22 protein-coding genes are annotated in these 21457 nt (G+C 75.3%); 8 read left to right on the top strand and 14 right to left on the bottom strand.

Annotated features, from left to right (window positions below; translation table 11 throughout):
- Positions 1-7: 7 nt before the first annotated feature.
- From MJ876_RS15585 to MJ876_RS15570, 5 genes are all read right to left on the bottom strand, one after another.
- Entirely contained in the window at positions 8-1555 is a 1548-nt protein-coding gene (locus tag MJ876_RS15585; protein WP_240237665.1) for a hypothetical protein, read from the bottom strand.
- Positions 1527-2252 carry an ABC transporter ATP-binding protein gene (locus MJ876_RS15580; RefSeq protein WP_240237664.1) on the bottom strand — a complete coding sequence of 242 codons (726 nt, stop codon included), beginning with the start codon at positions 2250-2252 and terminating at the stop codon, positions 1527-1529. Before MJ876_RS15580 ends, MJ876_RS15585 begins: the two co-directional genes overlap by 29 nt.
- A gap of 68 nt (positions 2253-2320) precedes the next feature.
- Positions 2321-4525 (bottom strand): 3-hydroxyacyl-CoA dehydrogenase NAD-binding domain-containing protein, encoded by a 2205-nt coding sequence (locus MJ876_RS15575; protein ID WP_240237662.1) that lies wholly within the window; start codon positions 4523-4525, stop codon positions 2321-2323.
- A complete protein-coding gene (locus tag MJ876_RS21865; protein WP_275695078.1) occupies positions 4522-4644 on the bottom strand; it encodes a hypothetical protein in 123 nt (40 codons plus the stop codon). The genes MJ876_RS15575 and MJ876_RS21865 overlap by 4 nt, the downstream gene beginning before the upstream one ends.
- A gap of 68 nt (positions 4645-4712) precedes the next feature.
- The gene (locus MJ876_RS15570) at positions 4713-5951 is read right to left on the bottom strand and encodes an acetyl-CoA C-acetyltransferase (protein ID WP_240237660.1); all 1239 of its coding nucleotides are present in this window, start codon (positions 5949-5951) and stop codon (positions 4713-4715) included.
- 37 nt (positions 5952-5988) lie between these two features.
- On the opposite strand from MJ876_RS15570, the gene MJ876_RS15565 reads away from it, so the two are divergent.
- The 6 genes from MJ876_RS15565 to MJ876_RS15535 all read left to right on the top strand — a co-directional run bounded on the left by MJ876_RS15565 (position 5989) and on the right by MJ876_RS15535 (position 11063).
- Positions 5989-7059 (top strand): MerR family transcriptional regulator, encoded by a 1071-nt coding sequence (locus MJ876_RS15565; protein WP_240237658.1) that lies wholly within the window; start codon positions 5989-5991, stop codon positions 7057-7059.
- A 13-nt stretch (positions 7060-7072) separates the two neighbouring features.
- Positions 7073-7429, top strand: coding sequence for a hypothetical protein (locus MJ876_RS15560; RefSeq protein WP_240237656.1), 357 nt, complete (start codon positions 7073-7075; stop codon positions 7427-7429).
- Between the two features lie 94 nt (positions 7430-7523).
- Positions 7524-8516 (top strand): ABC transporter ATP-binding protein, encoded by a 993-nt coding sequence (locus MJ876_RS21860; protein ID WP_275695077.1) that lies wholly within the window; start codon positions 7524-7526, stop codon positions 8514-8516.
- On the top strand, positions 8516-9298 hold the full coding sequence (locus MJ876_RS15545) for an ABC transporter permease (protein WP_240237760.1): 783 nt from the start codon (positions 8516-8518) through the stop codon (positions 9296-9298). Before MJ876_RS21860 ends, MJ876_RS15545 begins: the two co-directional genes overlap by 1 nt.
- Positions 9299-9306: 8 nt before the next feature.
- On the top strand, positions 9307-10407 hold the full coding sequence (locus MJ876_RS15540) for a sensor histidine kinase (RefSeq protein ID WP_240237654.1): 1101 nt from the start codon (positions 9307-9309) through the stop codon (positions 10405-10407).
- The gene (locus MJ876_RS15535) at positions 10404-11063 is read left to right on the top strand and encodes a response regulator transcription factor (RefSeq protein WP_240237652.1); all 660 of its coding nucleotides are present in this window, start codon (positions 10404-10406) and stop codon (positions 11061-11063) included. The genes MJ876_RS15540 and MJ876_RS15535 overlap by 4 nt, the downstream gene beginning before the upstream one ends.
- 133 nt (positions 11064-11196) lie before the next feature.
- On the opposite strand, the gene MJ876_RS15530 is transcribed toward MJ876_RS15535, so the two are convergent.
- Positions 11197-12696: a DEAD/DEAH box helicase gene (locus tag MJ876_RS15530; RefSeq protein WP_240237649.1), complete on the bottom strand. Its 1500-nt coding sequence runs from the start codon at positions 12694-12696 to the stop codon at positions 11197-11199.
- 225 nt (positions 12697-12921) lie between these two features.
- Here MJ876_RS15530 and MJ876_RS15525 point away from each other — a divergent pair, with 225 nt between their 5' ends.
- Entirely contained in the window at positions 12922-14550 is a 1629-nt protein-coding gene (locus MJ876_RS15525; protein ID WP_240237647.1) for an amidohydrolase family protein, read from the top strand.
- Here MJ876_RS15525 and MJ876_RS15520 read toward each other — a convergent pair.
- Positions 14531-14941 carry a RidA family protein gene (locus tag MJ876_RS15520; protein ID WP_240237645.1) on the bottom strand — a complete coding sequence of 137 codons (411 nt, stop codon included), beginning with the start codon at positions 14939-14941 and terminating at the stop codon, positions 14531-14533. The two genes, MJ876_RS15525 and MJ876_RS15520, sit on opposite strands and share 20 nt — an antisense overlap.
- A gap of 49 nt (positions 14942-14990) precedes the next feature.
- On the opposite strand from MJ876_RS15520, the gene MJ876_RS15515 reads away from it, so the two are divergent.
- Positions 14991-15476 (top strand): MarR family winged helix-turn-helix transcriptional regulator, encoded by a 486-nt coding sequence (locus tag MJ876_RS15515; protein ID WP_240237643.1) that lies wholly within the window; start codon positions 14991-14993, stop codon positions 15474-15476.
- An 18-nt stretch (positions 15477-15494) separates the two neighbouring features.
- Here the strand turns inward: MJ876_RS15515 and MJ876_RS15510 are convergent, their stop codons facing one another.
- The 7 genes from MJ876_RS15510 to MJ876_RS15480 form a co-directional block, all read right to left on the bottom strand.
- Positions 15495-16448 carry an endonuclease/exonuclease/phosphatase family protein gene (locus tag MJ876_RS15510; RefSeq protein WP_240237641.1) on the bottom strand — a complete coding sequence of 318 codons (954 nt, stop codon included), beginning with the start codon at positions 16446-16448 and terminating at the stop codon, positions 15495-15497.
- A 231-nt stretch (positions 16449-16679) separates the two neighbouring features.
- Positions 16680-17324 carry a TetR/AcrR family transcriptional regulator gene (locus MJ876_RS15505; protein ID WP_240237638.1) on the bottom strand — a complete coding sequence of 215 codons (645 nt, stop codon included), beginning with the start codon at positions 17322-17324 and terminating at the stop codon, positions 16680-16682.
- A 9-nt stretch (positions 17325-17333) separates the two neighbouring features.
- Positions 17334-17981, bottom strand: coding sequence for a TetR/AcrR family transcriptional regulator (locus MJ876_RS15500; protein ID WP_240237636.1), 648 nt, complete (start codon positions 17979-17981; stop codon positions 17334-17336).
- Positions 17978-18736 carry an amino acid ABC transporter ATP-binding protein gene (locus MJ876_RS15495; protein ID WP_240237634.1) on the bottom strand — a complete coding sequence of 253 codons (759 nt, stop codon included), beginning with the start codon at positions 18734-18736 and terminating at the stop codon, positions 17978-17980. The genes MJ876_RS15500 and MJ876_RS15495 overlap by 4 nt, the downstream gene beginning before the upstream one ends.
- Positions 18733-19602: an amino acid ABC transporter permease gene (locus MJ876_RS15490; protein ID WP_240237632.1), complete on the bottom strand. Its 870-nt coding sequence runs from the start codon at positions 19600-19602 to the stop codon at positions 18733-18735. Before MJ876_RS15490 ends, MJ876_RS15495 begins: the two co-directional genes overlap by 4 nt.
- The gene (locus MJ876_RS15485) at positions 19599-20477 is read right to left on the bottom strand and encodes an ABC transporter substrate-binding protein (RefSeq protein ID WP_240237630.1); all 879 of its coding nucleotides are present in this window, start codon (positions 20475-20477) and stop codon (positions 19599-19601) included. Before MJ876_RS15485 ends, MJ876_RS15490 begins: the two co-directional genes overlap by 4 nt.
- 48 nt (positions 20478-20525) lie before the next feature.
- Positions 20526-21449, bottom strand: a complete 924-nt coding sequence (locus MJ876_RS15480) for an endonuclease/exonuclease/phosphatase family protein (RefSeq protein ID WP_240237628.1) — start codon at positions 21447-21449, stop codon at positions 20526-20528.
- Positions 21450-21457: the final 8 nt, after the last annotated feature.

Genomic DNA, 21457 nt, shown 5'->3' with positions numbered 1-21457 from the left:
GCGGGCCTCACGCCGAGACCGTCGTGACGACGACCGCGCGGCGCGCCGGGTCGACCCACACGTCGCGGGCACGGAGCAGCCGCACCGCGGACCAGGCCAGGAACAGCGCGGCCACCAGCAGCGGCAGCCGCCAGTCGGGGGCGTGGGCGGTGATCGCGAGCACCAGCCCGGTCAGCGTCGTCGTCAGCGCCAGCTTCGTCGAGTAGACGACCATGACCGCCGGCGGCGCCGGGGTGGCCCGGGCGCTGCGCAGGTCCACCGCGTACGGCGCGCGCGCCGACCACGTCATCGACGCGGCGACGGCCTGGGCGACGACCACGACCCACGCGGCGAGGACGGCGGCCAGCTCCGACGGCGTCGGCGCACCTGCGCGCAGCGCGGCCATGACCAGGGTCCCGCCGGAGGCGAGCAGGAGCGCCTCGGCCAGCACCAGGGCCCGGGACCCGAAGACCAGCCCCGGCCGGACCGGCAGCGACTCGCGCCACAGCCCGCCGCGCCCGTCGAGGCACCAGGCGTTGACGCCGAACAGCAGCGCGCCGCCCGACGCGACGAGCCCCGGCAGGATGATCGCGCTCTCCCACGGCAGCGCGCCGAGGACGGCGACGAGGCCCGGCATGACGGCGAGGACGACGAGCCCCCGGCGCATGGGCACCGCCCGCCACACCGACGCCCGGTCGAGACGCAGGAGCGCGCCGAGGTCGCCGCGGGGCGCACGGCGGGGCGTCCGGACGCCGGTCTCCGCGCGGACCTCCTCCCGCGGGGGCCGCCGGGACGCGACACCCGCGGCCCACGCACCCGCGACCACGGCGAGCGCCGTCGCGGCGAGCAGCCCGGCGACGGTGGCCGCCCAGACCCCGCCGAACCCGGTGTCGCCGAGGATCCCCGCGCGGACCAGCACGTCGGTCGGCAGCCCGTCGAGGGCGTCCTCGGTGCGCCCGGTCGCCTGCAGCGCGGCGACGGCGCCGACGAGGGCCAGCCCCAGGCCCCGCAGCACCCACACCCCGTGGGGGCGGCGCCGCAGGGCCTCGATCAGCCAGGCCAGGACCTGCACGACAGCCGTCGCGGCGAGGAGCCACAGCACCACGACGGTCTGCGCGGCGGCCAGGCGCGCCGGGCCGACGGCGTACGACGTGCCGCCCAGCAGCAGCCACGCCTGGAGGATCCACGCGATGTTCAGCGGCGCCAGCAGCAGGGCGCCGAGGTGGTCGGTCGCCGCGCTGACGGGGTACGGCGTCGCCTGGTCGCGCGGCAGCAGCTCGCGGCCGCCGCCCGAGGCCACCGCCGACGCGAGGGCGAGACCGGCGAACGCGGCGTACCCGCTGGGCAGCAGGAGCAGCACCTCGAGGGCCCTGCCCTCGCCGAGGCCGGGGCCGACGAGGGCGGGCACGACGGCCACGGCGAGGGTGACGACCACCAGCACCGGCCCGAGCCGGCGCGCCGCCCGCCCCCGTGCGACGCCGCCGCGCATCGCGAGCAGCAGGCCCACGTCGACGACGTGGGAGCCGCCGGGCAGCCGGTCGAGCCGCCTAGGTGTCGAGGAGACCGCGGTAGACACGGGCGCCCTCCTCGCCGGACATCGCGGCGGCGTCCATCCGCGCGACCTGCGAGCCGCCCCGCAGGACGACGGCCTCGGCGCACGCCTGCACGGCGAGCTCGCGCAGGTGGGTCGACAGCAGGACGGCGGCCCCGCGGGCCCGCGCGTCGGCGACGACGTCCATCGTCGCCTCGACCCCGACCGGGTCGACACCGTCGAAGGGCTCGTCGAGCAGCAGCACCTCGGGGTCGTGGAAGGCCGCCAGCAGCACCGACAACCGTCGGCTCATGCCGTGCGAGAAGCCGGCGGTGACGCGGTGGGCCTCCGCGCCGAGCTCGAACCGCTCGAGCAGCTCCCGCGCGCGGGGCTCCCAGTCGCGCAGCCGGCGGAGCCGGGCGGCGAGCTGCAGGTGCTCCCAGGGCGTCGCCCGCGGCACCAGTCCGCCGACGTCGGGGCAGTAGCCGATCGCGCGCTTGACGGCGAGCGGGTCGGCGACGACGTCGATCCCGGCGACGCGCACGCTCCCGGAGGTCGGCGGGACCACCCCGGCCAGCACCCGCATCGTCGTCGACTTGCCGGCCCCGTTGCGCCCCAGCAGGGCCGTCGAGGCCCCGGCGCCGGCGACGAGGTGGACCCCGTCGACGGCGAGCACGGGCCCGAAGCGGACGACGAGGTCGTGGACGTCCACGGCGGGTGGGGAGGCAGACGGGGCGCTCACCGGACCAGTAGACCGGTCCGGGGAGCGCCCCGTCCTGCGAACGCGTCAGGCCCGTGCCCGGGCCCGGCTCAGCGCGGGAAGCCCTCCCCCGACGCCGCCATCTCGCGCAGGCGGTCGGTGGGGCGGAACCTCTCGCCGTACGCGTCGGCCAGCTCGTCGGCCCGCGCGACGAACGCCGCGAGGCCCCGCTCGCCGGACGCCGACTCGTAGCCCGTCATGAACTGCGCGGCGCCGCCGGTGTTGGCGGGGAAGCCGATGCCCATGATCGAGCCGATGTTGGCGGCCGCCGCGGAGGTGATGACGCCCTCCTCGAAGCACTTCGCGGTCTCGATCGCCTCGGCGAAGAGCATCCGCTCCTTGACGTCGGCGAACGGCACGGCGTCCAGCCTCGAGCCGAACGCGTCGGCCAGGCCGGGCCAGAGGTTGGTCCGCCTGCCGTCGGCGTACTCGTAGAAACCGGCGCCCTTGAGCCGCGACGGCCGGTCGAGCTCGAGCATGCGGTCGACGACCGCGTCGCCCGCGTGGGCGGCGTACGGCGTCCCGTCGCGCTCGGCCGCGGCGGCGGTGGCCGCGCGGATCTTCTTCATCAGCTCCATGTTGAGCTCGTCGGAGAGCTGCAGCGGCCCGACCGGGTAGCCCGCCTGGGTCGCCGCACGCTCGACCGACATCGGCATGACGCCCTCGGCGAGCATCGCGAGGCCCTCGTTGACCATCGTCCCGATCACGCGGCTGGTGTAGAAGCCGCGGGAGTCGTTGACCACGATCGGGGTCTTCTTGATGGCCTGGACGACGTCGTACGCGGCGGCGAGGGCGGCGTCCGACGTCTCCTTGCCGCGGATGATCTCGACCAGCGGCATCTTGTCGACGGGTGAGAAGAAGTGCAGGCCGATGAAGTCCGCCGGACGCGAGACGCCGGTCGCGAGCTCGGTGATCGGCAGCGTCGAGGTGTTGGAGCAGAGCACCGCGCCGTCGGCGAGGTGCGGCTCGACCTCGGCGAAGACCTTCGCCTTGAGCGCCGGGTCCTCGAAGACGGCCTCGATGACGAGGTCGCAGCCGGCGAGGTCGGAGGCGTCCGCGGTGGGGGTGATGAGGTCGAGCAGCGCCGACTTCTTCTCCTCCGTCGAGCGGCCGCGCGCGATGGCCTTGTCGAGGATCCCCTCGGAGTAGGCCTTGCCGCGCTCCGCGTTGGCCTGCTCGACGTCCTTGAGGACGACGGGCATGCCGGCCTTCGCGCAGACGTAGGCGATGCCGGCGCCCATCATCCCGGCGCCCAGCACGCCCACCTTGGTCGGGCGGAACCGCTCGTGGCCGTCGGGGCGCAGCGAGCCGGCGTTGATGGCCTGCAGGTCGAAGAAGAACGCCTGGATCATGTTCTTCGACTGCTGACCCGTGATCAGCGAGGTGAGGTAGCGCGACTCGATCCGGCTCGCGGTGTCGACGTCGACCTGCGCGCCCTCGACCGCGGCGGACAGGATCGCCCGCTGCGCGCGGTAGACCGCGCCCTTGGTCTGCTGGCGCAGCAGCGCCGGGAAGGCGGGGAGGAACTGCGCGAGCTTCGGCGTGGACGGCGTCCCGCCGGGCATCCGGTAGCCGCTGCGGTCCCAGGGCTTGCTCGACGCCTCCGGGTCGTCGCGGTGGTCCAGCACCCAGGCCCTGGCGGCGGTGAGCAGGTCGGCCTTGTCGGCGACGAGCTCGTCGACGAGGCCCTTCTCCTGCGCCTGGGCCGGACGGAAGCGGGTGCCGGGCATCAGCACGTCCATCAGCGCGGACTGCAGGCCGAGCATCCGCACCACACGGGTGACGCCGCCGCCACCCGGCAGCAGGCCGAGGGTGGCCTCCGGCAGGCCGAGCTGGACGCTCGGGTCGTCCCACGCGATGCGGTGGTGCGCGGCCAGCGCGATCTCCAGGCCGCCGCCCAGGGCCGCGCCGTTGATGGCGGCGACGACCGGCTTGCCGAGGGTCTCCAGGCCGCGGAGCGCGGCCTTGGTCTCCTCGACGGCCGCGAAGAGCTGCGGCGCGTCCTCGGGGGTCGTCGCCTGCATCATGCCGAGGTTGCCGCCGGCGAAGAAGGTCTTCTTGGCGCTCGCGATCACCACCCCGGTGATGTCGTCCTTCTCGGCCTGCAGCCGCTGCACCGCGGCCGTCATCGAGCTGCGGTACAGGTCGTTCATCGTGTTCGCGCTAGCGTGCGGGTCGTCCAGCGTGAGGGTCACGACGCCCTCGGAGTCCCGGTCGTAGCGGACCGCGGTCTCCTGCTCGGTCTGGGTGGTCATGGCTTCTCCTCGTACGGCGTCACGGGGTACGGCGCCCACCGGTGGTCGACCTTGTCGAGACCGTGGTCACCGTGCTGCTTCCTCTTGCTTCTCGTCTCACCGGGTCTCGACACGCTCATCGCGGCTTCGTTCCTCAGCCGCGGTCGCTGCTCGACCACCGATGACAGAGCCTGATCTCGTCCCTCGGTCAGACTCTTTCGACGACGGTGGCGATGCCCATCCCGCCGCCCACGCAGAGCGTGGCGAGGCCGCGCCGCAGGTCGCGGCGCTCGAGCTCGTCGACGAGGGTGCCGAGGATCATCGCGCCGGTGGCGCCGAGCGGGTGGCCCATGGCGATGGCGCCGCCGTTGACGTTGGTGATCTCGTGGCTGATGCCCATGTCGGCCATGAAGCGCATGGCGACGGCGGCGAACGCCTCGTTGATCTCCCACAGGTCGATGTCGCTCGCCTCGAGGCCCGCGCGGGACAGCGCCTTGCGGGCCGCCGGGGCGGGGCCGGTGAGCATGATCGTCGGGTCCGCGCCGGACACCGCGGTGGCGAGCACCCGGGCGCGCGGGGTGAGGCCGGCCTGCTGGCCGGCGTACTCGGAGCCGATGAGCATCAGCGCGGCGCCGTCCACGATGCCGGAGGAGTTGCCGGCGTGGTGGACGTGGTCGATGCGCTCGACCCAGTGGTACTTCTCGAGCGCGACGTCGTCGAAGCCCGCCTCGGCACCGATCTTGGCGAAGCTCGGGCGCAGGCCGGCCAGCGTCTCCGGGGTGGTGTCGGGGCGGACGAGCTCGTCGTGGTCGAGCACGACCAGGCCGTTGCGGTCGGTGACGGGGACGACGGAGCGCGCAAAGCGGCCGTCGGCCCACGCCTTCGCGGCGCGGGAGTGGGACTCGGTGGCGTAGGCGTCGACGTCCGCCCGGGTCCAGCCGCCGAGGGTGGCGATGAGGTCGGCGCCGATGCCCTGCGGCACGAAACCGGTCGTCAGCGCGGTGGCGGGGTCCATCGCCCAGGCGCCGCCGTCCGAGGCCATCGGCACGCGGCTCATGGACTCGACGCCGCCGGCGACGATGAGGTCCTCGAAGCCGCTGCGGATCCGCTGCGCGGCCTGGTTGACGGCCTCCAGGCCGGAGGCGCAGAAGCGGTTGAGCTGGACGCCGGCGACGGTCTCGGGCCAGCCCGCGGCGAGCGCGGCGGTCTTGGCGATGTCCGCGCCCTGGTCGCCGACCGGGGTGACGACCCCGAGGACGACGTCGTCCACGAGGGCCGGGTCGAGGCCGGGGTTGCGGCTGCGGGTCTCGTCGAGCAGGCCGACGACGAGGTCGATCGGCTTCACCTCGTGCAGCGCGCCGGAGGCCTTGCCCTTGCCGCGCGGCGTGCGGAGGTGGTCGTAGACGAAGGCGTCGGGCACGCCCGAGCCGGGAGTGGGACGGGTCATGTCGCGATCATGACACCAGTGCTGTCACGATTGAAAGGTGACCAGCACCACGCCGCTCGACCACGGGGCGGCCCTCCTGACCCTCGCCGACCTCACGAGCCGGGTCGGCCTGAGCGTGCGCACCGTCCGGTTCTGGACGACGCGCGGGCTCGTGCCGCCGCCGGTGCGCCGAGGCCGCTCGGGCTTCTACACCCCGGAGCACGTCGCCCGGCTGGGCCTGATCGCCGACCTCCAGGAGTACGGCTTCACGCTCGCCGCCATCGAGGACTACCTCGCCCGCGTGCCCGACGACGCCTCCGTCGAGGAGCTCGCCCTCCAGCGGACGATGCTGGCTCCCTGGGTCTCCCCCGGGCCCGGCGTCCTGACCCGGTCGGAGATCGCCGAGCGGGCCGGACGGGAGCTGTCCGACGAGGACGTCGAGGTGCTCGTGTCGCTGGGCATCCTGGACCCGGTCGCCCCCTCCGGCGAGACCGACGAACACGACGTCCCGGGCGGCTACCGCGTCGCGCTGCCCCAGCTCGCGATCGGCGTCGACCTGCTGGAGCTCGGCTTCCCGCCCGAGGCCGCCCGCGCCGCCGCCGACGTGTACGCCGCGCACGGCCGTGCGATCGCCGCGGAGCTGCACGAGGTGTTCCGGCGACAGGTGTGGCCGGCGTACCGGCACTCGGGCGCGCCGCCGGAGACCCTGCGGCGGGTCGTGGAGCGGCTGCGGCCGCTGTCGGTGGCGGCCCTCGGCCAGGCCTACCAGGTGGCGATGGACGACCAGCAGCGCGGATCCGTCGAGCGCCGCGCCGCTGGGTACCGCCCGGACATGGCTGAGAAGAAGGCGTCGAAGGAGAACCGCGACAACCCGTCGCTCAAGGACCCGGAGCTCTACGAGGAGCTCCGCGAGGCGGGCAACAGCAAGGAGAAGGCCGCCCGCATCTCCAACGCGAAGGCCCGCTCGGACGCCGGCGACGGCCCCGACCCGAGCGAGCGCGGCGGCAAGCACCCGTCGTACGAGGAGTGGACGGTCGACGAGCTCCGCGAGCGCGCCGCCGAGCTCGACATCGAGGGCCGCTCGTCGATGAACAAGGACGACCTCGTGGACGCGCTGCGCAACCACTGACAGCCTGGGGGCCGTGAAGGTCCTGCTGCTGTTCTGGACGGAGCCCGTGCCCGAGGGCGAGCGGTACGCCGAGGGCCGGGGCACCGAGGCCGACTACCAGGCCTGGGTCGACTTCGAGACCCGGCTGAAGGGCGACGGCACGTACGTCGACTCCGGCGACCTCGAGCCGGGACCGAGCGACCGGTTCGTCCGGCCCGACCTCGCCGCCGGGCGCGACGTCCCGGCGCCGCCCTCGGGCGGGGCGGTCGTCAGCGGCTACTACGTCGTCGACGTCGCGGACCTCGCCGCGGCCCGGGCGGTCGCCGCCGCCGCGCCGCTCCACGGCTCCGTCGAGGTGCGCCCGGTCGTCGACCACACCGCCTGGTCCTGACCCCGGCGGGAGGCGGGCCTCCCCCTGCGGGCACAGCGCAGGTTCTCCCTCCAGGGGGAGGCGCCGGTGCCGGGTCCCGGGCGAGGCTGGAGCCATGACCTCCCACCCACCGCTCGACGGCACCGGCACCGGCGGTGCTGCCGCCGTGACCGTGCGCGGCCTCCGCAAGTCCTACGGCGGCCGCGTGGTCGTCGACGACCTCGACCTCGACGTCCCCGCGGGCGGCGTCGTCGGGCTCATCGGCGCCAACGGCGCCGGCAAGACCACGACGGTGGAGTGCCTCCAGGGCCTCCGCCGCCCCGACGCGGGCGAGATCCGTGTGCTGGGGCTCGACCCCCGGCGCGACGCCCAGCGGCTCCGGCGCCTGGTCGGCAGCCAGCTGCAGTCGTCAGCCCTGCCCGACCGGCTCCGCGTCGGGGAGGCGGTGCGGCTCTTCGCCGAGCCGGGCGCGCGCAGCGCCGACGAGCTGCTCGAGCGCTTCGGCCTGGCCGGCAAGCGGCGCTCGCCGTTCGCCGGGATGAGCGGCGGCGAGCAGCAGCGGCTGTTCCTCGTGCTCGCCCTGCTGAACCGGCCCCGGCTGGTGATCCTGGACGAGCTCACCCAGGGCCTCGACCCCGCCGCCCGCCGCGAGGTCTGGGCGTCGGTCGCCCAGCTGCGCGACGAGGGCACCACCGTCCTGCTCGTGACCCACGAGCTGGCCGAGGCCGAGGCCCTCTGCGACCACGTCGTCGCGATGCGCGACGGCCGGGTGCTGGACGCCGGCTCGCCCGCCGAGCTCGTCGCCCGCCACGCCGCCCGCGCCACGACCACCTTCTCCGGGCCGGCGAGCGCCGTCGACGACCTCGGGGGCCTGCCCGGCGTCCGGCGGGCCACCGCGGAGCGCGGCCTGCTCCGGGTCGAGGGCGACCGCGCCAGCATCGCCCACGTCGGCGCCTGGCTGGTCGCCCGCGCGCCCGAGCTGGGCGGCGTCCCCGCCGACCTCGCCGTCGACGTCCCCGACCTCGAGGCGGCGCTCCTGCGCCTGCTCGACTCGCCCGCCCCCGACCGCGCCGCCGACGACCGGCCCGCCCTGATCGGAGCCCCCTGATGGCCACCACCGCGCCCGCCACGGGCACCCGCGCCCCGCGCACCCGCGTCCCGTCGGTCACCCGGCGGCTGATCAGCACCGAGCTCCGCCTGCTGCTGCGGGAGCCGATGACGCTGACCTTCGTCTTCGTCTTCCCCGTCGTGACGATGCTCATCATCGGCGGCGCCTTCGGCACCGAGCCCGACGAGGCGTTCCCGGTGAACCCGAGCCACTGGTACGTCGCGGCCTACCTCGCGACCGTCATCGGCAGCACCGGCCTGGTGATGGTGCCCGTGCACCTCGCGGCCTACCGCGAGCGCGGCGTCCTGCGCCGCTTCGCCGCCGCCGGCTTCCCCCGCTGGTCCTTCGCGCTGTCGCAGCTGGTCGTCGGCGCCGTCACCACGCTGCTGGGGATCACCACGCTGCTGCTCGTCGCCGAGCCCGTGTACGGCGTCCCCACCGTCGAGGACCTCCCGCGCACGCTCGCCGGGATCGCCGCGGGGATGCTGCTGTTCCTCGCCCTGGGCACCCTGCTGGGCTCGCTGCTGCCCTCCGCCCGGGCGGCGCAGGCGGTCGGCCTCATGCTCTTCGTGCCGTCGTTCCTGCTGGGTGGTGGCGGTCCTCCGCCGGCCGCGATGACCGACGTCCTGTCGAGCATCGCGGAGTGGACGCCGCTGTCGCTGGTCACCGACTCGATCCGCGACCCCTGGCTCGGCCTCGGGGACGGCACCTCCGACCTCCTCACGGTGTGCGCGATGGCCGTGGTCGCCCTGGCGCTCTCGGCCCGCCGCACGTCGCTGTGAGCCGTGCCGTGACCACCCTCGGTCGCGACGAGCGCCGCCTGCGCGGCCTCGTCGCGGCCGTCGTCCTCGTCCTCGTCGCCGGGGCCGCCGCCTTCAGCGACCGGCCCCTGCCGGTGGTGCTGGTGTGCGTGGCGGTGGCCGTCGTCGCCGTCCTCGCCCTGTGGACGGCGTCGGGCACCCGGTTGGCCGTCGGGCTGCCCGTGGTGTCCGCCGCCCTGGTGGTGCTCTGTGCCGGCGGCGCCACCACCGCGGGGTGGTTCACCTCCTGCCTGCTCGTCGTCGTGGCGTTCACCGGCCTGGGGGCGCGGCCGGGGCTGCTGGCCGCCGGCGGGTGGGTCGTCGTGTTCGCCGTGCAGGCGGTGGTGCACCCCGACCCGGGGTGGATCGCCTGGACGGGTGGCATCGTGCTGACCGTGGTGGCCTGCGTCGCGATCGAGCGTCAGCGGAGCCTCGTCCTCCGGCTGGAGGAGGCCCAGGCCGGGCTCGCGGCCCGGTCGGCGGCCGAGGAGCGCACCCGGATCGCCCGCGAGATGCACGACGTCATGGGTCACGCGCTCACCGTCTCGCTGCTGCACATCACCTCCGCCCGGCTCGCGCTGGACGAGGACCCCCGGGCCGCCGCGGAGGCGCTCGCCGAGGCGGAGCGGCTGTCGCGGCGCAGCCTGGAGGAGGTGCGCGCCGCGGTCGGCGTCCTGCGGGACGGGTCGCAGCCGTCCGCCCCCCTCCCGGGCGCGTCGTCGCTGCCGGACCTCGTCACCTCCGTCCGCCGCACCGGCACCGACGTCGACCTCCGGGTCACCGGTGACCTCTCCGCGCTGTCCGAGGTCGCCGGCCTCGCGGTCTACCGGGTCGTGCAGGAGGCGCTGACGAACGTCGTCCGCCACGCGCCGGACGCCCGGACCCGGGTGAGCGTGGTAGTGACCGACGCGGTGCGCGTCCGGGTCGACTCCGCCGCTCCCCCGCGCGCCGGCGCGCGCCACGGAGCCGGGACCGCCGGGATGGCCGAGCGGGTCTCGGCGCTGGGCGGGACCCTGACCGCGGGCCCGGGAGGTCCCGGCTGGAGGGTCGAGGCGACCTGGCCGCTGGCCGCGTCGGAGGTCGGCGCGTGAGCACGCGGGTGCTGCTGGTGGACGACCAGGAGCTCGTCCGGACCGGCCTGCGCGGTATCCTGCGGCCACGGTTCGGCTTCGAGATCGTCGGCGAGCTCGAGTCGGGCGCGGGCGTCGTCGACGCCGTCGCGTCGCTGGTCCCGGACGTCGTCGTCATGGACGTGCGGATGCCCGGTGTCGACGGGGTGCAGGCGACCACGGCGCTGGTCGCCTCCGGCTCGACGGTGCCGGTGCTCGTCCTCACCACCTTCGAGGACGACGAGGTGCTCGCCGGCGCCCTGCGCGCCGGCGCGGCCGGCTTCCTGCTGAAGGGGGTGCCCGCCGAGGACCTGCAGCGGGCGGTGCACGCCGTCGCCGGCGGTGGCTCCTGGCTGGACCCCGCGGTCACCGGCCGGGTGCTCGCGACCTACCGCTCCGGTGACGCGCCGACGCTGTCGTCGTCCGGTCTCGACGTGCTGACGGGACGGGAGCGGCAGGTGCTCGGCCTGATGGGCGAGGGCCTGTCGAACGCCGAGATCGCGGCCCGCCTCGTCGTGGGCGAGGGCACCGTCAAGACCCACGTCGGCAACGTGTTCGCCAAACTCGGCCTCCGCGACCGCGCCGCGGCCGTCGTCTGCGCCTTCGACCACGGCCTCGTCCGCCCCGGCCCCCGGTAGGTCCGCGCGCTACGCCGGACACCGGTTCCGCGACGTCTGCCGCGGGGCTGTGGTGCTTCAGACCCCCGCCGGGGCCGTGTGATCAAGCCACAACACCGCGTTACATGGGCCGGGGACCCGCCGCGGGGGCGGGTCAGCGGCGACCGGAGGAGAACGACGCGGCGCTGTGGCCGCCCGACGAGGTCGTGTAGACGCTCGCGCTGCCGGACCCGCCGGCCCGGCGGCGCGAACCACCGGAGCGCGAACGCCCGCCGCCCTGCCCACCCGAGGTCGAGCCGGAGCCCGAGCCCTGGCGGGCCTGCCCGCCGGACTTCTGGCCGCCCCCCGAGCCGGAGCCCGAGCCGGAGCCGCGGCGACGGTTGCGACCGCCGCCGGAGCGACCGCCACCACCGGAGCCGGAGCCGCGCTGCGGCTGGGCCGGGGCCTCGACGACGAGCCCGCCCTCGACCAGGGTGCGCTCGCCGGGGGCGAGCTCGGCGAGGACGGGGTGGTCGGTCCCGGAGACCTTGGTGGTCACCGGCGAGATGCCCGCGGCGCGGGTGAGCGCCCGGACGTCGCGGACCTGCTCGTCGAGCATCAGCGTGACGACGGTCCCGGCGGCGCCGGCGCGCGCCGTACGACCGGAGCGGTGCAGGTACGCCTTGTGCTCGACCGGCGGGTCGGCGTGGACGACGAGCGCGACGTCGTCCACGTGGATGCCGCGGGCGGCGATGTCGGTGGCGACGAGGGTCTGGGCGCGGCCGGAGTGGAACGCGTCGAGGTTGCGCGTGCGGGCGCCCTGGGAGAGGTTGCCGTGCAGCTCGACCGCCGGGACGCCGCGCCGGTTGAGCTGCTTGGCCAGCCCCTTCGCGCCGTGCTTGGTGCGCGTGAAGACCACGGTGCGGCCGGGGGCGGCGGCGAGGTCGGCCAGCACGGGCACGCGCTGCTCGCGGCTCGTGAGGTGCAGGACGTGGTGGCTCATCGCCGTGACCGGCGCCTGGACCGAGTCCGCCTCGTGGGTGACCGGCTTGCGCAGGAACTTCTGCACGAGCACGTCGATCGCGTTGTCGAGCGTCGCGGAGAACAGCAGCCGCTGGCCGTCCTTCGCCGTCGCGGTGAGGATCCGCCGGACGCCGGGCAGGAACCCGAGGTCGGCCATGTGGTCGGCCTCGTCGAGCACGGTGATGGACACGTCGCCGAGGGAGACGTGGCCCTGGCCCATGAGGTCCTCGAGACGACCGGGGCAGGCGAGGACGACGTCCGCGCCGCGCTTCAGGCCGGTGACCTGCGGGCCCTGGCCGACGCCGCCGAAGACGGTCTGCACGGTGAGTCCGGCGGTCGCGGCCAGCGGCTTGAGGGACTCGTGGATCTGGCCGACGAGCTCGCGGGTCGGGGCCAGCACGAGCGCGCGGGGGCGACCCGGCCGGGTGCGACGCCCCTCGGCGACGAGGCGCGCGACGAGCGGGAGGAGGAACGCGTAGGTCTTGCCGGAGCCGGTGCGGCCGCGGCCGAGGACGTCGCGTCCGGCCAGCGAGTCCGGCAGCGTCGCGGCCTGGATCGGGGTGGGGGTGGTGATGCCGCGCTCGGAGAGCACGGCGGCCAGCGACTCGGGCACGCCGAGCGCAGGGAAGGACAGGGGTGAGTCAGAGGACACGGGTTTCGCTTCCGTCGGGGGTGTGCCCGCGTCGGGGACCAGGGCTCGACGGACCGGCAGGGTGCCTCGTGGTGTCCGGAGCCCGGGGGCGGGCCGTGCTCCCAGCCTACGGTCCCGCCGGTGGCGCACCGCAATCGACACGGCCCCGGTACGGCGCCGCCGCCGGGCCCCTGGCCTGCTGAAACTCGGTGGACCGCGCGGCGGCGGGGCGTCAGCGTGGTCGTCATGACCAGGCTCACGTTCACCGGCGTCCGGCTGTTCGACGGCGTCCGACGGCACCCGGGCCTCGACGGGCGCGTCGACGTGCACGTCGACGGCGACCGGGTGCTCGACGTGACCGTCCCGGGCGCGCGTCCGGTGGCGGGCGAGGTCGTCTCCGGCGAGGGACGCACGCTCCTCCCCGGGCTCGTCGACTGCCACGTCCACCTGGTTCCGGGGTCGCTGCACATGACCGCGGCGTACGGCGTGACGACGGTGCTGGACATGTTCAGCCGACCGAGCGACCTCGCCGGCGCCGACACCGGGCCCGGCCGGGCGGCGCTGCGGACCTCGTCCGTCGGCGCCACCGCCCCGGGCGGGCACCCGACGCTGGCCTACGGGCCCTTCCCCACCGTCACGGGTCCGGGTGACGCCGAGGCGTTCGTCGACGCGCGGGTCGCCGAGGGTGCCCACCACCTCAAGGTGCTGCTCGAGGGGCGCCACGGCCTGCCCACGCTCGACGACGCGACCGTGCACGCACTCTGCGCGGTCGCGCACGACCGCGGGCTGCTGGTCGCGGCGCACGTGTCGTCGGCGGCGGACGCCGTGCGGGCGGCGCGCGGTGGGGCCGACGTGCTCGCGCACGCGCCGTACGACGCGCTGAGCGGCGAGCAGGTCTCCGAGCTGGCCGGGCGGCTGAGGGGCGTGGTCGCCACGCTCACGCTGTTCGACGCCTGGCCGACCCCGGCCGGGGTGCTGCCGCTGGCGGCGGACCCCGTCCTGGGTCCGCGGCTGACACCGGCGTGGCGGGCGCTGCTCGAGGCGCAGGCGACGCGCTGGATGCCGCCGGGCCCTCCGGACGACACCGTCCGCACCGGCAACGTGCTGGCGCTGCACCGCGCCGGCCTCCCGGTGCTGGCGGGCACCGACAGCCCGAACCCCGGGCTCGTGCCGGGCCTCAGCCTGCACCGCGAGCTCGCCCGGCTGGTGGACGCCGGGCTCACGCCGTCGGCGGCCCTGGCGGGGTCGACCTCGGCCGCCGCCGACGCCTTCGGGCTGAGCGACCGCGGCCGGGTCGCGGCGGGGCTCCGCGCCGACCTGGTGCTCGTCGAGGGCGACCCCACCGTCGACGTCGCCGACTCGGGTCGCGTCGTGGCGACGTGGGTGGCCGGCGAGCGTGTCGACGCGGCCGGGCTCGCGGGCTCCGAGGAGGAGACCCGGGGGCTCGACTGGCTCGCAGTCATGACGACCCGCGTCGTGGCCGGCCTGCGGGCGCGGGGCGAGGTGGTGGACCCGGGCGAGGCGCCCGGACCCCGCGACGTCGTCCGCGACGAGGACGGCGAGCTGCTCGGCCGCGTCGTGCCGACGCCCCAGGGGTGGGTCCCGCAGACGGTGTTCGGCGCCGCCCTGGCGGGGCCCGGCGACGACGAGGCGGCGGAGGCCGTCGTCCGCGAGCGCGGCATGTCGGTGCTGGCGGACCCGTGGCTGCTGACCCGGGACGGCGCCGACGAGCCGGAGGACGTCGTCCTGCTGGAGGTCCACCCCGACCGGGTGCGCCTGCGGCCGGTGTGGCCGAGCGAGGACGGTGCCGCCGGCGACCCGGCCGGGGAGTGGGTCGACGTCGACCGGGTGCGGCTCAGGCCAGCACGGCGGTGACCTTGAGCTCCACGAGCATCTCGGGGGTGAAGAGGCTGGCGACGCCGATCAGCGTGGCCGGCGGGGTGTGGGTGGTGCCCACCCTCGCCGCGCCGCGCGCCATGCCCTCCATCAGGGCCGGGACCTTGTCCGCCGACCAGTCCACGACGTACGCCGTGAGGTCGACGACGTCGTCGATCGAGCCGCCGGCCCCGGCGAGCGCGGTGGCCACGTTGGCGTAGCACTGCTCGATCTGCGCCGCCAGGTCACCGAGGCCGACGGGGGTGCCGTCGGCGTCCTGGGAGACCTGGCCCGCCAGCGAGACGAGGCGGGAGCCGGTCGCGACCGACACCTGGTGGTAGAGGCCCGTGGAGACGAGGCCGGGGACGTCGAACGTACTTATTTCACTCATGAAGTGAACGCTAGCGGCAATCTGTTCATCTGTGAAGTAACCTGGCCGCATGAGCGACGAGCCGTGGCTGAGCGAGGCCCAGAAGGACGGGTGGTCGGCCCTCGGGTCGCTCGCGATGCTCCTGCCGCCGCGGGTCGAGGCGGCCCAGCGGGGGAGCGGGTTGTCGCTGTTCGAGTACCTCGTGCTCAGCGCGATCTCGGAGGCGCCCGACGCCACGCTGCGGATGGGCGAGCTCGCCCACCTCTCGGGGGGTGCGCCGTCCCGGTTGTCCAACGCGGCCAAGCGCTTCGAGGAGCGCGGCTGGCTGACGCGGCGCCCCGACCCCGCCGACGGGCGCGCCACCCTCGCGACGCTCACCGACGCGGGACTGGACGTCGTGAGGGCGGCGGCGCCGCTGCACGCCCGCGCCGTCCGCGAGGTCGTCGTCGACCGACTGGACGACGACGACCTCGCGGCGCTCGTGCGCATCGCGGGCCGGCTCGGCACCTGGACCCCCGCCGCCCGCGAGCGGCCGGGCGGTCAGCAGGCGGGCTGACGCGCCGAGGCGTGGGCGTCAGGGCAGACGCACGAGCGCCTGGACGGGGGTGTGGTCGCTGGGCCAGCGGTCGTCGCCGGCGCCGGTGTCGTACGTCGTGGCGTTGATCGCCGCGCTCAGCACCCGGACGTCCGGGGTCGCGAGGACCCAGTCGATGCGGCGTTCGCCCTCGACCGGGGGGGCGTAGTTCGGGAACGTGCCCCAGGCCGGGGTGAGCCGCCGGCGCGCCGTGTCCCAGGTGTCCACGGTCGTGCCGTCGCCGGTCAGGGTGGTCCACGGCGTGCTCGAGCCCGCGGGCGCGTTGAAGTCACCGGTCAGCAGGGCGGGCACGTCGAGGCCCGCGACCTGGTCGCGCAGCACCGCCGCCGAGCGGGCACGCGCGTTCTCCGACTGGTGGTCGAAGTGGGTGTTGAGGTGGACCAGCTCGCGTCCGGTCCGGCGGTCGGCGAAGCGGGCCCACGTGACGATCCGGGTGACGGTGTTGCCCCAGGTGGCGGAGCCGATGACGTCCGGGGTGTCGGAGAGCCAGTACTGGTCCCACTCCAGCGCGACGAAGCGCTCCGCGTCGTAGAAGATCGCCGAGTACTCCCCGGCGCTGCCGCCCGACCGGCCGAAGCCGAGCATCCGGTGCGTGCGCCCCACGCCGCGCTCGACCTCGTCGAGCTGGCCGTACGTCGCCTCCTGCACCCCGAGCAGGGTGGGCCGCTCCGAGGCGAGCAGCCGGGTCACGAGCGGGGCGCGGTCGCCCCAGTGGTCGGGCTGGCCGGGCTGGGTCGCCGTCCCCCGGTCCAGCCGGATGTTGAACGTCATCACGTGCACGTCGTCGCCGCGGGCCGGGCCGACCAGGGGCCTGTCCTTCGGTCGCCGGGCGGGCGCCGCGGCGGCGTGGCCCGCCGGTCCCGTCCCGGCGGCCGCCCCGAGGGCGGCCGCGACGCCGAGTGAGGTCCCGAGTGTCCTGCGCCGAGTCAGCATGCGAGCAGTCCAGCGGACGCCGGTGACGCGCCCGTGAACGGAGGGCGGCCGCCGGGCGCCGGGTGCTGGACCCGACGCCCGGCCTCCCCCCAGGAGACCCCCCGGCTGATCGGCTCGCGCCGGCCCCATGGCGGCGCGGCCGGCGATTCGGCGCAGCACGACTGTACCGAATTCGACGACCCGCGCACCACAGTCGGCGCTGACCGTGGCCGCCGGGCCGGGCCGCGGGCCTCAGGGGCGCAGCGCCGGGATCGTCCGCCGCAGCCAGGCGCGGTACTGCTCGTCGGTGTAGCCGTGGTCGTGGACCAGCTGCACGTAGGTCTCCGCGCCCATGGCGACGGCGACCAGGCTCGCGAACCGGTCGAGCTGCTCGTCGTCCACCGCGGCGGCCGGGACGACGCCGCAGCGCAGCAGCCACTCCGCGGTCTCGCGGAAGGTCACGGTCTTGAGCCTCAGGTGCTCGGCGTACGCCGCGTCGAGCTGCGGGTCGAAGCGGGCCGTGGCCCGCAGCGTGAACCACAGGTCGGCGGAGCGGGCGTGGGCGGTGGCCAGCCAGTCGACGGCCACGGCGAGCGCCTCCCGGGGGTCGGTGATCTCGAGGAGGGCCGCCGTCTCGGGGTCGTCGGTGATGGCGGCCCAGCCGCCGCGGCCGACGTAGCGGACCCTGAAGGCCTCGAGCAGCAGGAACGCCTTGGTGCCCGTGTCGTGGACCGTCTTCGTCGACACCCCCGCCTCGCGGGCGATCGCGGTCATCGTCGTCCCCGCCCAGCCGTGCTCGACGAAGCAGCGGGCCGCGGCCTCCAGGACCCGCCCGCGGGTCTCGGCGGCCCGCTGCTCGCGGACGGCGGACCGGTAGGGCCGCGAGTCGTCGGCCACGGCCGGTCCTCAGCAGGGCCGGATGGTCGGGATGGCGGCGCGCACCCACGCAAGGTACTGCTCGTGCGTGAAGCCCGAGTCCCAGACCAGCTGCACGTAGGTCTCGGCCGACATCACGAGGTTGAGCAGGGCGACGAAGCGGTCCATCAGGTGCTCGGGGACCTCCTCGGCCGGGACGACCCCGAGGTCGAGCAGCTTCCGGGCGAGCAGGCCGTACGACTCCTGCTTGTAGCGCATCAGGTCGTCCTGCTGCCTGCGCACCGTCGGCTCCACCAGGGCGGTGGTGCGCAGCACGTACCAGAGCCGACCCGACGCCCGGTGGGCGTTCCCGATCCAGGCGGTCATCGTGGCCACGGCCTCGACCGGGTCGGTCACCGCGAGCAGCGCGGCGCCCTCGCTCTCCTCCGTGATGGACACCCACCCGCCCCCGCCGACGTAGCGGACGCGGAACGCCTCCACGAGCAGGTCCGCCTTGGAGCCGACGGCGTGCACGGTCTTCACCGACACCCCCGCCGTCCTCGCGATCCCGGACATGGTGGTGCCGGACCAGCCGACCTCCTCGAAGCAGCGGCCCGCCGCGTCGACCACCTCCTCACGCGTCTCCGCGGCGCGCTGCTCGCGCACCACGGACCGGTACGGCCGTCGGGCGGTGCTCACGGCGCCCCCGGCGGACGCTCGGGCAGGACGCGGCGCAGGAACCGGCGCGTCGCCTCCTCCTGCGGGTCACCGAGCACCTGGGCGGGGGGCCCGACCTCGTGGACCCGGCCCGCGTGCAGGTAGGCGACCCGGGAGGCGACCTCCCGGGCGAACGCCATCTCGTGCGTGGCGATCAGCATCGTCATGCCGGCCTCGGCCTCGGCGCGCACGAGCTCCAGCACGTCACCGACCAGCTCGGGGTCCAGCGCCGCGGTGATCTCGTCGAGCAGCAGCAGGCGCGGCTGGGTGCACAGCGCCCGGACGAGCGCCACCCGCTGCTGCTGACCGCCGGACAGGCGGTCGGGGTGGACGTCGGCCTGCGCGCCCAGCCCGAAGCGCTCCAGCAGGCCCCGGGCGCGCTCGACAGCCTCGGCCCGAGGGACGCCGTGGACCCGCACGGGGGCCAGTGTGCAGTTGTCCAGCGCCGTGAGGTGGGGAAACAGGTTGTAGGCCTGGAAGACGACGCCGACGTCCCTGCGGACCTCCCGGGGGTCGACCTCGGGGTCGGTGACCTCGCGGCCGTCGAGCAGGACCTCCCCGTCGTCCACGGACTCCAGCAGGTTCACGCAGCGCAGCAGCGTCGACTTGCCCGACCCGGACGCCCCGATCAGGCAGACGACCTCGTGGGCGTCGAGGGCGAGGTCGAGGCCGTCGAGGACCACCCGGTCGCCGTACGTCTTGCGCAGGCCCCGCACCTCGAGGAGGGGAGCGCTCACCGTCCGCCACGCTCCCGCTCGGCGACCCGCCGGCCGAGCCAGTCGGTCAGGCGCGCCAGCGGGATGGTCAGCGCCACGAAGAACAACCCCGCCACGAGCAGCGGGGTGTAGTTGAAGTTGTAGTTGCCGTAGTCCTGCGCGGCGAACAGCGCCTCGAACACGCCGACGGAGGCGACCAGGGCGGTGTCCTTCTGCAGGGAGACGAAGTCGTTCATCAGCGGCGGCACGACGCGGCGGCCCGCCTGCGGCAGGACGACGAACCGCATGACCTGCGACTGGCTGAGCGCCAGCGAGCGGGCGCTGGCGACCTGGGAGGGGTGCACCGAGTCGATGCCCGCGCGGATCACCTCGGCGACGTACGCGCCGTAGCAGAGCACCAGGGCGGCGGTCGCGAGCCAGAACAGGCTGGTCGTCACGCCCTGCAGCTGCAGCGCGGGGATGCCGAAGGCGAAGAGGAAGACGACCAGCAGCGTCGGCAGGCCGCGTAACAGGTCGACGTACGCCACCGCGAGCAGGCGGAGAGGGGTCAGCCACGGCGAGGTCGTCCCGCGGACGACGGCGACCGCCGTCCCGAGCAGGAGGATCAGCGGCTCCGCGACCATGAACATGGCCACGTTGAGCAGGAAGCCCTCGGCGATCGCGGGCAGCGCCTGCCGTGCGTGGTACGGCGACAGGAAGGTCTCCTGCACGCGCGGCCAGCCCGGGGAGAGCACGACGACCGTCACGAGCAGGCCGAGGCCGACGACCGTGGCGACGCCGGCGACGAGCGTGCCGCGGCGCCGCAGGCGTCGGCGGACGGCCCGGCGCTCGACCTCGTGCGCCGACGGCGTCCAGCCCCTCGCGGCCGGGGTCACCGGGGAGGTCACTGCAGCACGGGCACGTCGACCGACTCGGAGAGCCACTCCTGCTCGAGGTCGCCGAGGGTCCCGTCCTCACGGAGGGTGGCCACGGCCTCGTCGACGCACGGCGTCAGCGGGCTGTCCTTCTCCAGCAGCAGGCCGAACTCCTCCGGCTCGCCGCCGGAGTACTCGAACTGGCCGGCCACCGCGCCGCCGTCCAGCTGGGCCGCGGTGATGAAGAGCGCCGTGGGCAGGTCCGCCACGATCGCCTCCACCTGGCCGTTCTGCAGCGCCTGCGTCGCCGCGTTGGTGTTGCGGAACACCAGCGGGTCGGCGTCGGGCTGGATGGCCTCGCGGATCGCGGTCAGGCTGGTCGTGCCGGACTGGGCCCCCAGCTCGAGGCCCTTCAGGTCGTCGAGCGACGCGATCTCCGGGGCGTCGTCCTCCAGCACGACGACGGCCTGGTTCGCGGTGTAGTAGCCCTCCGAGAAGTCGACGGCACGCTCGCGCTCGGGCGTGATCGAGATCTGGTTGATGTCGAAGTCGAAGCGCTTCGGACCCGGCGCGTAGGAGTTGTCGAACGGGACCTCGACCCAGGTGACGTCGTCCGGGGCGTAGCCGAGCTGCTCGGCGACGGCGTACGCGACGGCCGACTCGAAGCCGTCCCCGTTGGTCGGGTCGTCGTCGACGAAGTACGGCGGGTAGGCGGGCGTGTCCGTCGCGATCGTGAGGGTGCCGGCCTCCAGCGTGGGCAGGTCGCCGGGCTCGCAGGAGGCCGCCTCGCCGCCGCCGTCGGAGCCGGCGCCGGTCGACTCGTCGACCGGGGCGCAGCCCGCGAGGGCGGCGGTGACGACGAGACCGGCGAGGGTGCCCGCGAGCGCGGCGGGACGGGGCGTGCGCATGGCGGGATCGTAGGCCAGGCGGGCGATGTGGTCTGCGTCTCCTCCGGCTCAGACGAGCCGGACGAGCGCCTGGACGGGGGTGTGGTCGCTGGGCCAGCGCTCGCCGGTGGCCGCGGAGTAGCGGGTGGCGTTGATCGCCGACCTCGCGACGGTGACCTCCTCGGTCGCGAGGAGCCAGTCGATGCGCCGCTCGCCGCGGACCGGTGGCCCGTAGCTCGGGAAGGTGCCCCACGCGGGGGTGATCCGGGTGTCGGCCGACGTCCAGGTGTCGCGGAGCACGCCGTCCCCGGTGAGCACGGCGTACGGCAGGCTCGCGCCGGCGGCGGCGTTGAAGTCGCCGAGCACCAGCGTCGGGCAGTCGAGGTCGTCGACCCGGTCGCGGACGAGCCGGGCGCCCAGGACCCGGGCGAGCTCCGACTCGTGGTCGAGGTGGGTGACGACGAGGCCGAGCACGCGGCCGGTCGTCGTGTCGCGCGCCCGCGCCCAGACCAGGCTCCGGGCGAAGCGGTTGCCCCAGCCGCGGGAGTCCACCGCCGTCGGCGTCGCCGACAGCGTCGAGCGACCCCAGGTGAGCACCTCGAGCCGGTCGGCGTCGTACGACAGCACGGGGTAGCCGGCGAGGGTCTCCTCGCCGTACCCGAAGCCGAGCAGGCGGTGCGACGGCAGCGCCTCCGCGAGGGCGTCCAGGTGCGCCCCCGTCACCTCCTGCAGCGCCAGCACGGTCGGCTGCTCCTCGGCGAGCAGCCGGACGACGTACGGCGCGCGGTCGCCCCAGTGGTCCGACTCACCCGGCCGGGTGCCCGGTTGCGGCACCCGGACGTTCCAGGTCATGAGGTGGAGGTCCTCGCCGAGGGCGGGCCCGAGGAGCGGGCCGGGGTCGCGGGCACCGGCGCGCCCCGCGCCGAGACCGGTCCCGCCGAGGACGCCGAGGAGGGCCGCGGCCCCCGTGAGGGTGGTCCGTCGCGTGATCACGGCCCCCA

The organism is Nocardioides sp. CFH 31398 (genome assembly GCF_022436705.1).
Taxonomy (GTDB): Bacteria; Actinomycetota; Actinomycetes; order Propionibacteriales; family Nocardioidaceae; genus Nocardioides.
The sequence above is the reverse complement of the archived record's forward strand: the minus strand, read 5'-3'. Positions and strand labels throughout refer to the sequence as shown.